At 68.9% G+C, this 14,384-nt stretch carries 16 protein-coding genes; 8 read left to right on the forward strand and 8 right to left on the reverse strand.

Annotated features, from left to right (window positions below):
• Positions 1–49: 49 nt before the first annotated feature.
• The 6 genes from ABD116_RS12820 to hisD form a co-directional block, all read right to left on the reverse strand.
• On the reverse strand, positions 50–1,447 hold the full coding sequence (locus ABD116_RS12820; RefSeq protein WP_343968403.1) for an alkaline phosphatase PhoX: 1,398 nt from the start codon (positions 1,445–1,447) through the stop codon (positions 50–52).
• Positions 1,448–1,527: 80 nt separating this feature from the next.
• Complete coding sequence (locus tag ABD116_RS12825) at positions 1,528–2,088, reverse strand: YciI family protein (protein WP_343968405.1); 561 nt, start codon at positions 2,086–2,088, stop codon at positions 1,528–1,530.
• Positions 2,088–2,732 carry an imidazole glycerol phosphate synthase subunit HisH gene (gene hisH / locus ABD116_RS12830; protein WP_343968407.1) on the reverse strand — a complete coding sequence of 215 codons (645 nt, stop codon included), beginning with the start codon at positions 2,730–2,732 and terminating at the stop codon, positions 2,088–2,090. The genes ABD116_RS12825 and hisH overlap by 1 nt, the downstream gene beginning before the upstream one ends.
• 10 nt (positions 2,733–2,742) lie before the next feature.
• A complete protein-coding gene (gene hisB, locus ABD116_RS12835) occupies positions 2,743–3,342 on the reverse strand; it encodes an imidazoleglycerol-phosphate dehydratase HisB (protein WP_343968411.1) in 600 nt (199 codons plus the stop codon).
• A 76-nt stretch (positions 3,343–3,418) separates the two neighbouring features.
• Positions 3,419–4,537, reverse strand: a complete 1,119-nt coding sequence (locus ABD116_RS12840) for a histidinol-phosphate transaminase (protein WP_343968413.1) — start codon at positions 4,535–4,537, stop codon at positions 3,419–3,421.
• On the reverse strand, positions 4,537–5,850 hold the full coding sequence (gene hisD / locus ABD116_RS12845; protein WP_343968415.1) for a histidinol dehydrogenase: 1,314 nt from the start codon (positions 5,848–5,850) through the stop codon (positions 4,537–4,539). Before hisD ends, ABD116_RS12840 begins: the two co-directional genes overlap by 1 nt.
• 192 nt (positions 5,851–6,042) lie before the next feature.
• Here hisD and ABD116_RS12850 point away from each other — a divergent pair, with 192 nt between their 5' ends.
• A complete protein-coding gene (locus ABD116_RS12850) occupies positions 6,043–6,711 on the forward strand; it encodes an LON peptidase substrate-binding domain-containing protein (protein ID WP_343968417.1) in 669 nt (222 codons plus the stop codon).
• A gap of 13 nt (positions 6,712–6,724) precedes the next feature.
• Here ABD116_RS12850 and ABD116_RS12855 read toward each other — a convergent pair whose 3' ends face one another.
• Positions 6,725–7,618 carry a LysR family transcriptional regulator gene (locus ABD116_RS12855; RefSeq protein ID WP_343968418.1) on the reverse strand — a complete coding sequence of 298 codons (894 nt, stop codon included), beginning with the start codon at positions 7,616–7,618 and terminating at the stop codon, positions 6,725–6,727.
• Between the two features lie 147 nt (positions 7,619–7,765).
• Between ABD116_RS12855 and ABD116_RS12860 the strand changes: the two genes are divergently transcribed.
• The 6 genes from ABD116_RS12860 (at position 7,766) to ABD116_RS12885 (ending at position 11,424) form a co-directional block, all read left to right on the forward strand.
• Positions 7,766–8,389, forward strand: a complete 624-nt coding sequence (locus tag ABD116_RS12860; RefSeq protein ID WP_343968420.1) for an NADPH-dependent F420 reductase — start codon at positions 7,766–7,768, stop codon at positions 8,387–8,389.
• A gap of 52 nt (positions 8,390–8,441) precedes the next feature.
• Positions 8,442–9,377 (forward strand): SDR family oxidoreductase, encoded by a 936-nt coding sequence (locus ABD116_RS12865; protein ID WP_343968422.1) that lies wholly within the window; start codon positions 8,442–8,444, stop codon positions 9,375–9,377.
• A 61-nt stretch (positions 9,378–9,438) separates the two neighbouring features.
• Positions 9,439–10,263, forward strand: coding sequence for a metalloregulator ArsR/SmtB family transcription factor (locus ABD116_RS12870; RefSeq protein ID WP_343968424.1), 825 nt, complete (start codon positions 9,439–9,441; stop codon positions 10,261–10,263).
• Entirely contained in the window at positions 10,260–10,847 is a 588-nt protein-coding gene (locus ABD116_RS12875; protein WP_343968426.1) for a dihydrofolate reductase family protein, read from the forward strand. The genes ABD116_RS12870 and ABD116_RS12875 overlap by 4 nt, the downstream gene beginning before the upstream one ends.
• A 32-nt stretch (positions 10,848–10,879) precedes the next feature.
• Positions 10,880–11,116: a ribbon-helix-helix domain-containing protein gene (locus ABD116_RS12880; RefSeq protein WP_343968428.1), complete on the forward strand. Its 237-nt coding sequence runs from the start codon at positions 10,880–10,882 to the stop codon at positions 11,114–11,116.
• A complete protein-coding gene (locus tag ABD116_RS12885; protein WP_343968430.1) occupies positions 11,116–11,424 on the forward strand; it encodes a type II toxin-antitoxin system PemK/MazF family toxin in 309 nt (102 codons plus the stop codon). The genes ABD116_RS12880 and ABD116_RS12885 overlap by 1 nt, the downstream gene beginning before the upstream one ends.
• Before the next feature lie 4 nt (positions 11,425–11,428).
• Here the strand turns inward: ABD116_RS12885 and ilvD are convergent, their stop codons facing one another.
• The gene (ilvD, locus tag ABD116_RS12890; RefSeq protein WP_343968432.1) at positions 11,429–13,279 is read right to left on the reverse strand and encodes a dihydroxy-acid dehydratase; all 1,851 of its coding nucleotides are present in this window, start codon (positions 13,277–13,279) and stop codon (positions 11,429–11,431) included.
• A gap of 123 nt (positions 13,280–13,402) precedes the next feature.
• Here ilvD and ABD116_RS12895 point away from each other — a divergent pair, with 123 nt between their 5' ends.
• Positions 13,403–14,341, forward strand: a complete 939-nt coding sequence (locus ABD116_RS12895; RefSeq protein ID WP_343968434.1) for an RNA polymerase sigma factor — start codon at positions 13,403–13,405, stop codon at positions 14,339–14,341.
• The last annotated feature ends 43 nt before the right edge of the window (positions 14,342–14,384 follow it).

A 14,384-nucleotide genomic window follows, 5' to 3' on the forward strand; every position in this document is an offset into this window, starting at 1 on the left:
GCCGGCCGTGCCTCGGGGCGGGGGGCACGGCCGGCGGTGGCGGGGTCGGTCAGCGGCGGCGGCGCCAGGGGCCGGTGATGGCGTAGGTGATGCCGGGGGTGTAGATGTTGAAGAACATCGTGCGGCCGTCGGCGGAGAAGCCGACGCCGGAGAGTTCGCCGTACTCGGGCGCCTCGGGGGTGCCGTTGTTGACCCGGTTGCGGGCGAACTTGAAGACCTGGCCGTCCTCGGTGGTGCCGAGCAGGTGCTGGTCGCCGAGGCCGTCCTCGCACATCATCAGGCCGCCGTACGGCGACATGGTGATGTTGTCGGGTGAGTCGAACTCCGGGTTCGGGTCGGTCGGCACCGCGCGCTTGAAGATGAGCTCGAGCCGCAGCGTCTTGCGCCGCGGGTCGTACTTCCAGACCTGGCCGTTGTGCTCCATCTTCGGCCCGAGGCTGGTCAGCGCGAACGACGACACGAAGTACACGCACCGGTCGAGCACACCCCACCAGGCGCCTTCGAGCTTGTAGCCACCCGTGATCGGCTTGGCGAAGTCCTGCGCCCGCACCGACTCGCTGGTCGCGAGCGGATCAGGTACCTTGACCCACTCGACACCACGCAGCACGGTGCCCGCCTCCTGGATCACCGAAAGATCCGGTACGCCGGCCACGCGCATCGCCTGGAGTTCGCCACCCGCCCGGAGACTCCCCCAGCCGCCGCGCGGCCGGTTGGGCAGGAACCGGTAGAACCCGCCGAGCGGCGCCACGAACGCGTCCTCGGTCTCGTACACGATCCCGGTCGCCGGATCGATCGCGACCGCCTCGTGCTGGAACCGGCCCATCGCCTTCAACGGCACCGGGTTGCGGTTGCGGCGGTCGTCGTACGGATCGACCTCGAAGATGAAGCCGTGGTCCTTGGTGTAACCCTTGACGCCGGCCTTGTCCTCGGTCTCCTCGCAGGTCAGCCAGGTGCGCCAGGGCGTCTTGCCGCCGGAGCAGTTGATCGCCGTACCGCCGAGGGCGATGTACTCCTTCTCGAGGTGGTTGTGCCGGTCGACGATCAGCGTGCTGTTGCCGCCGCCCGCGCCCGGGTCGTACGTCCGCTCGGCCGGCCCTTTGACCGGGATCGGCGCGTCCGGGTAGCACTCGTGGTTGCGGACCAGCCGCGACCCGCCGTGCCGGTCCGGGAAGGCACCCATCCCGTCGAACCGGCTCGGGACCAGCCCGCCGTCGGGCCGGGTGGCGCCTTCGCGCGACAGGATCTTGTAGCTGAAGCCCTTGGGCAGGTCGAGCATGCCGGCCGGGTCCTCGACAAGCGGCCCGTAGCCCACCTTCGGGCCGGACGTACCGAGCGCCGGCTCGGAGGTGTAGAGCGCATCGACCGACCCCACCACCCCGACCGCAACACCGGCCGCAGCGGCACGAGCGACGAACTGACGTCTGGACAGGGGGCTCTCGATGGTCACAGGCGGTCTCCTTGTCAGCACAAGCAGTGGTCGCCAGTGAACCTACGGTGAACGCCAGTCGAACGGCAAGAGAACGCGTGTCAGGAATCGCTCTGTGAGCGCCCGCCCCGCTGCCAGCGACGGGCGGTGACCGTCATCGCCACTCCGCCGGTCAGCCCGTCGGCCGCGGGGCGGATCACATCGGCTGCCTCGGAGGGCGCGGCGGCGACTGCCGCGACGATGCCGATGGACTGCGAGCCGTCGTCCTCGACAAGCAGCGCCACGAAGCTCAGCCGGTCGTCCTCGAGCAGCGACGGGGCCAGCTCGGTCAGGTCGGCCGGCTCCCACTCCGCGGTCACCAGGGCTCGCGGAGCGTCGTCCGGCCGATCGACCAGTACGACGGCTCGCGCGATCGTGAGCGGCTGGTAGTAACCAGCCGACCAGTAAGGCTCCTCGTAAGCGAACCGCTCAGCCGCCGCACGATCCGCGACATCGACGACATGCACACTCCCCGTGTGCTCCTCGCCGTCATCCGACAACGTCGGCCCGCGCAGGATCAGCCGATCGGCGAACCGATCCATATAGGACCAGTGCGCCTCGGACAGCTCGATCAGCCCGTCCAGGACATCCGGCTGATCCGCGCCGTGGACGTAGTACGGCACTAGAAGGACCGGATCCAGTTGGCCAGCAGCTCCGCGCCCGCGTCGCCCGACTTCTCCGGGTGGAACTGGGTCGCGGTCAGCGGCCCGTTCTCGACCGCGGCGACGAAACGATCACCGCCGTACTCCGTCCAGGTCACCGTCGGGGTCACCGAGGCCCGGGTGTCGGTGAGATGCCAGTCGCGGACGCCGTACGAGTGGACGAAGTAGAAGCGTTCCTTCTCGATCCCGTCGAAGAGCTTCGTCGTACCGTCGACCGTGACCGTGTTCCAGCCCATGTGCGGGACCGGCTCGCCACCGAGCGGTTGCAGCCGCTCGACGATGCCGGGCCATTGCTCGCAGCCCTCGGTCTCGACGCCGTGTTCGATGCCCTTGGCAAACAAGATCTGCATGCCGACGCAGATGCCGAGCACCGGCCGGCCACCGGTCAGCCGGCGGTCGACGATCTCGTCACCGCGGACCGCCTTCAGTCCGTTCATACAGGCCTCGAAGGCGCCGACGCCGGGGACCAGTAGTCCGTCGGCGTTCAGTGCCTGGTCGAAGTCGCTCGTCACCGTGACGTCGGCGCCGACCCGCTGCAGCGCGCGCTCGCCCGAGCGGATGTTGCCCGAGCCGTAGTCGAACAGCACGACCTTCTTAGCGGTCACAGTGCCAACCTCACAGGGCGCCCTTGGTCGAGGGAATGCCCGGCTGCCGTGGGTCGAGCTCCGCGGCATCCCGCAGCGCCCGCGCGAACGCCTTGAACTGCGCCTCGACGATGTGGTGCGGATCGCGGCCGGACAGCACCCGGATGTGGATGCAGATCGCCGCGTTGAAGGCCAGCGTCTCGAACACGTGCTGAGTCAGCGAACCGGCGTAGTCGCCGCCGATGATCGCGTACACCTGTCCGTCGGGCTCACCCGTGTGGACGCAGTACGGACGGCCGGAAAGGTCGACCGTGCAGTGCACGAGCGCCTCGTCCAGCGGTACGGTCGCGTCGCCGAAGCGCCGGATGCCGCGCTTGTCGCCCAGCGCCTCCTTCAGCGCCTGGCCGATGCCGATCGCGGTGTCCTCGACCGTGTGGTGCGCGTCGATCTCGAGGTCGCCGACCGTGTTCACGTGCAGGTCGAGCAGCGCGTGCTTGGCCAGCGCGTTGAGCATGTGGTCGTAGAAGCCGACGCCGGTGGAGATCTCCGCGCGCCCGGTGCCGTCGAGGTCGAGCTCGACGAGCACCTTGGACTCGCTGGTCTCCCGGTCGACCCGGGCCGTGCGACTCATCCGCGTCCTCGCTTCGCTCCGGGCGCGGATGAGGCACCAAGGGGGCTGTGCCTTTTGATGAGCTCGCTCCGCTCTCTCATAGTGACCTTCCTAGATCGGTCTTGAGCACCTTCTCCAGCGAAGCGCGGAAGGCGGCCATCTCGGCACCGGTGCCGATCGACACCCGCAGCCAGCCGTTCGGTCCGGTCTCGCGGATCAGTACGCCGTCGTCCAGCAGCGACTGCCACACCGCGTGCCGGTCGGCGAAGGTGCCGAAGAGGACGAAGTTCGCATCCGAATCGACCGCGCGCAGCCCCTGCGCCCGCAGCCACTCCACTGTCTCATCGCGCTCGGTCCGCAACTGGCCGACCCGGCCGAGCAACTCGTCGGAGTGCCGCAACGCGGCCCGCGCGACCGCCTGGGTCACCGCCGACAGGTGGTACGGCAGCCGGACGATGCGCAGGGCATCGACCAGTTGCTTGCTCGCGGCAAGGTACCCGACGCGGGCACCCGCCAGAGCGAAGGCCTTGGACGTCGTCCGGGCCACCGCCAGATTGGGGTACGACGGCAACAACGTGACCGCGCTCGGCGTACCGGTACGCCGGAACTCCGCGTACGCCTCGTCGACCACCAGCACCGCGCCGATCGCGGCTGTCCGGGCGGCGACCGCTTCGACCAGCTGGATCGGCAGCGCAGTGCCGGTGGGGTTGTTGGGTGAGGCGAGCAGGACGACCGACGGCCGGTGTCGCGAGATGGCCGCGAGCGCTTTGCTCTGGTCGAGGGTGAAGTCCTCCGAGCGGCGACCGGTGACCCACGCGGTGTTGGTGTCGCGGGCGTACTCCGGATACATCGAGTACGTCGGGGCGAACGACAGCGCAGTACGGCCTGGTCCACCGAAGGCCTGCAGGATGTGCAGCATCACCTCGTTGGAACCGTTGGCCGCCCACACCTGCTCGGCCGTGAGCTGGGCACCGGACTCCCGGGCCAGGTACGCCGCGAAATCGGCGCGCAGGGCAAGGAACTCGCGGTCGGGGTAGCGGTTCAGCCCGCGCGCCGCCTCGGCCACCGACGCGGTGATGTCCGCGACGATCGCCTCGCTCGGCGGGTACGGGTTCTCGTTGACGTTGAGCAGGACGGGGACGTCCAGCTGCGGCGCGCCGTACGGCTCGAAGCTCTTCAGCTCGTCGCGGATCGGCAGCCCATCGAAACGGCCCATCAGTCCTCACTCTTGAAGCGCACCGACACGGCGGCGCCGTGCGCAGGCAGATCCTCGGCCTGGGCGAGCGCCACCACGTGCCCTGCTACCTCTTGCAGGGCCTCGCGGGTGTAGTTCACGACGTGCATCGCCTTCAGGAAGCTGCGCACGGACAGGCCGGACGAGTGGCACGCGCAGCCGGCGGTCGGCAGCACGTGGTTCGACCCGGCGCAGTAGTCGCCCAGCGAGACCGGCGACCAGCCGCCGACGAAGATCGCGCCGGCGTTGCTGATCTGCAGCGAACGCTCCTCGGCGTCGACCGTTTGGATCTCCAGGTGCTCGGCCGCATACGCATCCACAACGGCCGTGCCCTGGTCCAGGTCATCGACCAGTACGACGGCCGACTGCTGGCCGCCGAGTGCTTCCGCGACTCGCTCGTGGTGCTTGGTCTGCGGCACCTGGATGGCCAGCTCGGCCTCGACAGCCGCGGCGAGCGTCTCGCTCGGGGTGACGAGCACGCTGGCCGCCATCGGGTCGTGCTCGGCCTGGCTGATCAGGTCGGCGGCCACGTGGGCCGCATTGGCGGAGTCGTCGGCCAGTACGGCGATCTCGGTCGGCCCTGCCTCGGAGTCGATCCCGACCTCGCTCTGCACGAACCGCTTGGCCGCGACCACGTAGATGTTGCCCGGCCCGGTGATCAGGTTGACCTTGCGGCAGCCCTCGAAGCCGTACGCGAACCCGGCGATCGCCTGCGCGCCGCCCATCGCGTACACCTCGTCGATCCCGAGCATCGCGCACACCGCGAGCACGGTCGGGTGCGGCAGTCCGCCGAATTCCTTCTGCGGCGGCGATGCCAACGCCAACGACGTGACCCCGGCTACCTGTGCCGGTACGACGTTCATCACCACGCTGGACGCCAACGGCGCGCGGCCGCCGGGCACGTAGAGCCCGACCCGCTGCACCGGCACCAGCCGCTGGGTCACCCGGCCACCCGGGGCAGGCTGCGACTCGACGTCACTGCCCCGCTCGTCCAGGCTGACCTCACGCACCCGCCGGATCGACTCCTCGAGCGCGGCGCGGACCTCTGGATCAAGCTCCTCCAGCGCCGTCTTCAACGCCTCGGCAGGGACCCGCAACTCCGCCACGGCCACATGGTCGAACTTCTCGCCGTACTCCCTGATCGCCTCGAGCCCGCGATGACGGACGTCCAGGCAGATCGGTCGGACGACGTCGAGGGCAGCCTCGACGTCGAACACGGCTCGGGGAACCAGGGCCTGAAGGTTGAGAACCTCTCCAGCAGCCACTCGGCCCCGCAGGTCGACGCGGCGAATCATGAGCCTCAGTCTAGTGGTCGGCTCCCCCGGCCCCCGCGCGCCGTCTACTGCGCGGACCACGGCGGCGAGTGGTTGCCACGGGCATGCCTGACGATCCCCCCTCAGTCGCGAGCAGGTGCTCGGTGCGAGGTGCCGTGCCGGGTGCCGCGCAGCACGAGGGGGGATCGTCAGGCATGCCCTAGGCTCAATGCCATGGACTCCCGCCTGCCGCTTCTCACTGTCGACACAGTGATCTTTCCTGGGCTGGTGCTTCCTATCCCGGTCACGGACGTCCAGGGGCGGTCGGTGATCCGGGATCTGGTCGAGAACGGCGGCGAGATGGTCTGCGGCGCAGTCGCGGTCCGGGACGGGTACGAGCTGGGCGACCGGGTGTTCCGGTCGCTGTACGGCACCGGCTGCGCGGCGACGATCTCGGAGATCTCGCTCGACATCGACGACGACGGCCCGGTCGAGGTCACCCTGACCGGCAACCGGCGCTTCAAGGTCGCCGAGCTCGACAGTGGCGGCGACTACCTCGTCGCCGACGTCGAGTGGCTTGACGAGGAACCAGGCGACGACCCCCTCGGCACTGCGACCGTCGCGGTCGAGCGCTTCCGCCGGTACGCCGCTGCCGTCAGCGAGATCTCGCAACCCGGCCTGCACATCGGCGCACTCCCCGACGAGCCCGGCACTCTCTCGTACCTGATCTCGGCCGCGATGACGCTGGTCACCCCCGACCGCCAGAAGCTCCTCGAAGCCCTCGACACCACCACCCGCCTGGCCCAGCTCGTCGGCCTCCTCGACACCGAGCTGGCAGCGATCACCGCCCTCCCGTCCCTCCCCGCGATCGACCTCGCCTGGGCCGACATGTCCCCCAACTGAGGTCGGTCACGGTTCAGGCTCGATCGCCTGCGTAGGCCTCGTAGTTTCCACACTCTGCGGTGATCTCGGCCGTCGCTTGCGCCGCGGCGAAGAAATCCTCGGCCAGCGGCGAGATGCGTGAGGCCGCCATCGCGAGGCACACCTGGTCAGGCGCGAGCTCCGGGATGGATACGTAGCCGATGTCCGGACGCGAGTAGAACAGCGTCTCCGAACGCGCCACGAACGAGATGCCCCGGCCGGCCGCGACGTGCTCGAGTTTCTCCTCCACGCCGCGCACCCGGAGCCCGGAGTCGGGGTGTGGGCGCCTGGTGGGGTGCGTGCTCGGGCCGGCATGCCAGACCAGCGGCTCACCGGCCAGGTCGGCCTCGGTGACCTCCTCCTTGCCGGCCAACCGATGGCCTGCGGGCAGTACCACCATGAGCGGCTCGGCGTACAGCGGGATCACGCGCAGGCCGGTCTCGTCGATGGGCAGCCGCACATAGCCGACGTCGATACGGCCGTCCAGCAGCATCGGCGCCTGGTCGTCCCATTCGATCCGCTGCACGTCCACGACCACGTCCGGATGCCGGGCCTCGAACGCCTGGGCCGCCGGGATGACCGGGATCCCGGTCCGGAAGCCGACCGCCAGTCGCCGGCTGCCGTGGGCAGCCACGGTCACCCGGCGGCGGACCGCGTCCGCCGAGGCGAGCAGCGGACCGGAGTCGGTCAGTAGTTGCCGGCCGGCGTCGGTCAGCGCCACGCCGTGGCGGTCCCTGGTGAACAGCGCCGCGCCCAGATCCTTCTCCAGCGCGCGGATCTGGCGGCTGAGGGCCGGCTGCGCGATATGCAGCTCTTCAGCGGCGCGGCCGAAGTGCAACTGCTCGGCGACGGCGAGGAAGTAGCGCAGTTTGCGCAGGTCCAGATCCATGACGCCTCCCGTCTCCGGTGATGCCGCCAAGGTATCACCACGGCTGAAAGAGGTCTTGGACACCAACTCCGGTCAATGGCAGCCTCAATATGCAACTTCAATGAAATCGATTGTGTTTTTGCAGACCACAGGAAATGAGAACACCTTATGAGTAGCATCACCATCATCGGCACCGGGAACATGGCGCGGACGATCGGCACGCTCGCGGTGGCGGGCGGTAACAGCGTCGAGGTCATGGGACGCGATCAGTCCAAGCGCGACGACCTGGCCAAGGCTCTGGGCGGCGGCGCGACGACGGGCGAGTGGGGCGCCGTCCCGGCCGGGGACATCGTCATCACGGCTCTCCTGGCCGACGGTGTCGTACCGGTCGTCGCCGAGTACGCAGACGCCCTCGCGGGCAAGGTCATCGTCGACATCAGCAACCCCTTCAACGCCACGTTCGACGGGCTCGCCCACGGTGCGGAGACCTCGATCGCGCAGGAGGCCGCCAAGGTGGCCCCGGCCGGCGCCAGCGTGGTGAAGGCGTTCAACACCATCTTCCGCAACGTCTTGGAGAAGGGCCGGCCCGACGTCTTCATCGCCGGCGACGACGCGCCGGCCAAGGCGGGCGTGGCGGCGTTCGTCGAGAGCCTCGGGCTGCGCCCGCTGGATGCCGGCGGGCTGAAAATGGCGCACTGGCTGGAAGGAATGGGCCTGGTCACGGTGAGCCTGGCCGGAAACGGGGTCGGCCACTTCGACTTCGCCCTCGGCGTCAGCGAATTCACCGGCTGAACGCACCCGTACCGCCATTCTTTTCGCCGCATCATTCACAAGGAGCAGTAGCGTGCGCGTTTTCGTCACCGGCGGGACCGGCCATTCCGGTTCGTACATCATTCCCGAGCTGATCGCCGCCGGGCACGAGGTCACCGGCCTGGCCCGGTCGGACCCGGCCGCGGCGGCACTGTCCGCGCTCGGCGCCAAGGTGCGTCGCGGCGACCTCCAAGATCTCGACGGGCTGATGGAGGCAGCCGCCGACTCCGACGGCGTCATCCACGTCGCACACCGCCAAGACCTGCTTCCGTACGGCGGGATGGACGCCGTATCAGCCGCAGAACTCCCGATCATGCTCGCGTACGGCGAGGCGCTCGCGGGAACTCACAAGCCCCTGGTCGCGGCGGGAAGCATCGGATCGTCCGGGCAACTGGGCCGGCCGGCCACCGAGGAAGACCCCGCCCTCCCCGTCGGCGACGAGCACAAGGGCACTCTGCGGGTTCGCAACGTCGTGGAAACCGCCGTCCTCGACCTCGCCGAACGCGAAGTCCGGTCGTCGGTCGTACGGATCGCCAACATCGCCCACAGCACCACCGACCAGGCCGGCTTCCTCCCCACCCTGATCGCACTCGCGAAAGAAAAAGGCTTCGCCGGCTACCCCGGAGACGGCTCAAACCTGTGGAACGCCGTACACATCCGCGACGTCGCCTCCCTGTTCCGCCTGGCGCTGGAGAAAGGCCCAGCCGGCAAACACTGGCACGCAGTCCAGGATGAAGGCATCCCGCTCCGCCAGATCGCCGAAGCCATCGGCAACCGCCTGGGCCTGCCCGCCGTAAGCATCCCCCTCGACGAACTGATGCTGCCGGGCTACTTCGGGTTCCTCGCGAACATCGTCACGCAGAGCTACCCAGCATCCAACCTCATCACCCGCCGGACCCTCGGCTGGGAGCCCACCCAACCCGGCCTGCTCACCGACCTGGACAACGGCCACTACTTCCCCACCGCCTGACGGCTGGGTGATCAGAAATATTCCTTGACAGGAATATTCTCCACGGGGAATGCTATGGGTCATGGACGCACTGATCACCGCACTTGCCGACCCGGCTCGGTGGCGGCTGGTGGAGTTACTGGCCGAGCGGCCGAGGTCAGTGGGAGTGCTGGCTCAGCTTGCGGAGGCGCGGCAGCCCCAGACGACCAAGCATCTACAGACGCTGGAGCGGGCCGGGGTTGTCACCTCGGAGCGCACTGGGCAGCGGCGGGTCTATGCGCTGCAGTCCCATCCGCTGCGGGAGCTAGCGGCCGCGCTCAACCGATTGGCCGACAGTGCTGACCAGGTCAGCGAGAGCTTCGATCGACACCGGCTCAGCGTCGACGCTGAGCGGCTCGCCGCCGAAGAGGCCGGCTGGGCCGATGGACGGGCCTTCAGGTTCGTACGGTCATTGCCGGCGTCTGCCGAGCAGGTATGGCGGTATCTGACCGAGGTCGAGCTGCTGGCTCAGTGGTGGGCGCCGGAGGATCTTCGGGTTTCGGAGCTCGTCTTCGAGGCGCGACCGGGTGGGCGGGTCGTACTGGAGTACCGCGACGCGGAGGATGCCGACGGCTCCGACCAGGTCGCGGGCCGTTCCGAAGGAGTCGTCACCGACGTGCGGGCCGGCGAGCAGCTCGCTTACCGCAACTCCCCTGTGCTGCCTGACGGAAGTACCGCCTTCACCGCTCACACCGGCTACACGCTCCGGCCGTCCGACGCCGGGACCGAACTGGAGGTGGAGCTGCGGATCACCGACAGCACGATCCAGTCCGCCGACTTCATCGCAGGGATCGAGCTCGGCTTCGGCCAGAGCCTCGACAAGCTCGCGGCGACCCTCGCCGCCACCACCCCAAGGAGTGCGCAATGACCCGTCTGGTGACCGCGAACCTCAGCCTCTCCCTCGACGGCCGCTACAACGGCCCCGGCGGCCCGTACGACCTGGCCGCGATCGTCCCGTACGCGACCACCGACGTGGCCCGCGACCACCTGACCCGCCTGCACGAGAACGCCACCACGGCAGTCCTCGGGCGGCTCAACGCCGAAGGATTCCTGGGCTTCTGGCCGACGATCATCGGCAACCAGGACGCCGACCCGCGCGATCGCGGCTACGCGCAGTGGCTCGTCGACACCGACAAGGTCGTCTTCTCCACCACTCTCACCGAGGCACCCTGGGAGCGGACCCGCCTCGTGAACGGCCCCGTCGCGGACGTCGTCACCGAGCTCAAGGCGACCGGCGAGGGCGAGATCCTGGTCAACAGCAGCGCCAGCATCATCAAGGCACTGCTCGCCGCGGACCTGCTCGACCGGCTCTACCTGATGGTCACCCCCGAGATCGCCGGCGGCGGACAGCGCCTGTTCGAGGACGGCGTACCGGCGACGAAGTGGGCCGTCACGCATCAGGAGACCGGCAAGCTCGGCGAGCTGGCGATGGTCTACGACCGCGTGCGGTAGAGAATTGAATCCCAGAACGGTATGGTTCTGGTATGAGCAAGCAGATCACCGTACGGCTGCCGGACGAGCTCGTCGAGTTCATGGACCGGTTGGTTGATGACAACAAGGCGCCCAGCCGGGCGTCGGTGGTCGCGCGCGCGATGGAGCGGGAGCGCCGGCGTGAGCTGGCCGAGCGGGACGCCGCCATCCTCGCCGCCCACGGAGACTACGAAGACCTCGACGGACTGGCGGTCGCCGCCGGTGGGACCGTACTGACCGACCTCGACTGATGCGGCCACTGCACATCGCCCGGCTGGACAAACCCCGGCCGGTCGTCGTCCTGACCCGCGAGCTGATCCGGCCGCGACTGACCAACGTCACCGTCGCCCCGATCACCAGCACCATCCGCGGCCTGTCGACCGAGGTACTGGTCGGCGCCCAGAACGGCCTGGATCACCCCAGCGCGATCAGCTGCGACAACATCCAGACCATCCCGAAACTCCAGCTCGGCCGCCTGATCGGCTACCTCCTCCCCGACCAGGAAGCAGCCCTCGCCGAGGCAATCACCCTCGCCTTCGACCTCGAAGGCGATCTGTAAGAGGTCAGCCGAGTTTGCTGACGTCGCGGACGGCGCCCTTGTCGGCGCTGGTCGCCATGGCGGCGTAGGCGCGCAGTGCGGCGGACACCTTGCGATCGCGCGCCTTCGGGGCGTAGACACCGCCGAGCGCTTCGCGGCGGGCAGCCAGTACGTCGTCGGTCACCAGCAACTCGATCGACCGGCCGGGGATGTCGATCCGGATCCGGTCGCCGTCCTCCACCAGCGCGATCGTCCCGCCCGACGCCGCCTCCGGCGACGCGTGGCCGATCGACAATCCCGAAGTACCGCCGGAGAAGCGGCCGTCGGTGATCAGCGCGCAGACCTTGCCCAGCCCACGACCCTTCAGGAACGAGGTCGGGTAGAGCATCTCCTGCATCCCGGGACCACCCTTGGGCCCTTCGTACCGGATGACCACCACGTCGCCCGGCTTGATCGCCTTGGCCAGGATCTTCTCGACCGCCTCTTCCTGCGACTCGCAGACCACGGCCGGCCCCTCGAAGGTCCAGATCGACTCGTCGACGCCGGCCGTCTTCACGACACAGCCGTCGACCGCGAGGTTGCCCTTCAGCACCGCCAGCCCGCCGTCGACCGAGTACGCGTGCGCCGCATCGCGGATGCACCCACCAGCCGCGTCGGTGTCCAGCGTCTCCCAACGCTCGGACTGCGAGAACGCCGTCGCCGACCGCTTGCAACCAGGGGCCGCGTGCCACAACTCGACCGCCTCGGCCGACGGTGATCCGCCGCGCACATCCCAGGTCTTCAGCCAGTCGTCGATCGAGGCGCTGTGCACGGTGTGGATGTCCTCGTTCAGCAACCCGGCCCGGTACAGCTCGCCGAGGATCGCCGGGATGCCACCGGCGCGGTGCACGTCCTCCATGTAGTACGTGCCACCGGGAGCGACGTTCGGCGCGACCTTCGCCAGGCAGGGCACGCGACGCGAGACGGCGTTGATGTCGTCCAGGTCGAAGTCGACCTCGGCCTCTTGGGCTGCCGCGAGCAGGTGCAGGATCGTGTTGGTCGAGCCGCCCATCGCGATGTCCAGCGCCATCGCGTTCTCGAAGGCCGCGCGCGACGCGACGTTTCGCGGCAACACGGTGAGGTCGTCGGTCTCGTAGTACCGCTTGGTGATCTCGACGACCGTCCGGCCGGCGTTCTCGTACAGGGCTTTGCGGGCGGTGTGGGTGGCGAGCACCGAGCCGTTGCCCGGCAGCGCCAGGCCGATCGCCTCGGCCAGGCAGTTCATCGAGTTGGCGGTGAACATGCCCGAACACGAGCCGCAGGTCGGGCAGGCGTTCTCCTCGATCCGCAGGATGTCGGCGTCGGAGACGTTCTCGTTGACGGCCTCGGACATCGCGTCGATCAGGTCCAGCTTGCGGACGGTGCCGTCGACCAGGGTGGCCCGGCCGGCCTCCATCGGGCCGCCGGAGACGAACACGGTCGGGATGTTCAGCCGGAGCGCGGCCATCAGCATGCCCGGGGTGATCTTGTCGCAGTTCGAGATGCAGATCAGCGCGTCGGCGCAGTGCGCCTCGACCATGTACTCGACCGAGTCGGCGATCAGGTCGCGGGACGGCAGGCTGTAGAGCATCCCGCCGTGGCCCATCGCGATGCCGTCGTCGACCGCGATCGTGTTGAACTCGCGGGCGATCCCGCCGGCCGCCTGGATCGCCTCGGAGACGATCCGGCCGACCGGTTGCAGGTGGGTGTGACCCGGGACGAACTCGGTGAAGCTGTTCGCTACCGCGATGATCGGCTTGCCGAAGTCCTCTCGGGCGACGCCGGAGGCCATCATGAGGGCACGGGCGCCCGCCATGTTGCGGCCGTGGGTGACGGTACGGGACCTCAGTTCAGGCACGACGATCTCTCCAAATCCACTGGCGAACGACTGCTTGTCATGGTGCCACTCCAGGTCCAGATGCCGAAACGCTGGTCCCGTATACCGGGAATGCGGCTGGTCGGCAGCACGTATCTTGGGCCTGTGGACGACGCAGAGCTGGTACGAGCGGCCCAGTCCGGCGACGTCGCCGCCGTCGGCCTCCTGCTCGCCCGGCACCGGCCCGGGATGACCGCCGTCGCGATCAGCATGCTCGGCTACGGCCCCGACGCCGAGGACGCCGTCCAGGAGGCGGCGACGGTCGCGCTGGCCCGGATCGGCGACGTCCGGGACCCGGAGGCGGTCGGGCCGTGGCTGCGCCAGATCGTTCGCAATGCTTGCCGGATGCAACTACGCGCCAGGCAGCCGTTGCCGCTCGACGAGCACCTCCACGCGGTACCACCGTCCGCCGAGCCCGATCCCGCCCAGCTCCTGGAGCAGCACGCGTCCCGCGACTGGGTGTGGCATGCGCTGGAACGCTTGTCGCCACCCCTACGACTCGTGGTCATGTTGAGGCACTTCAGCGGCGTCACGGCGTACCAGGACATCGCCGCCACCTGCGGAGTGCCGGTCGGTACCGTCCGCAGCCGGTTGTCCGAGGCCCGCAGCAAGCTCTGCGCGAGCCTCCTGGCGACAGCGGACGACGCGTACGGCGACGTGTCGGCACTCGCCTCGGTACGACGCCGCCAGGTCGAGGACGTCCTCGTCGCGGCGCAACGTGGCGACCTGCCCGACGTGCTGGCCGCGTCCTGGTCACCCGAGGCGGAGTTCGTCTTCTCGGGCGGCCTTCACCTGAAGGGCTTCGACGCCTTCGTCAAGGGGATGGACCACGACATCGACCTCGGTGTCCGTGGGCGGATCACCAACGTCGTCGCCAGCCATGACCTCACGGTCGCCGAGATCGACCTGATCAACCCCGCCCACGACCCGTACCACTGCCCGCCGGCCGTCGTCTGGGTCCAGCAGCTGAGCGACGGCCTGGTGCAGAGCTGCAGGTTCTTCCACGCCAGCCGGGCCGGGCAGGCGCACGCCATCTCAGCGTGATCCAGCTCACAATCAAACGATCGAACTTCGACCGTCCTCCTGC

This window comes from Kribbella koreensis (assembly GCF_039525325.1).
Taxonomy (GTDB): domain Bacteria; phylum Actinomycetota; class Actinomycetes; order Propionibacteriales; family Kribbellaceae; genus Kribbella; species Kribbella koreensis.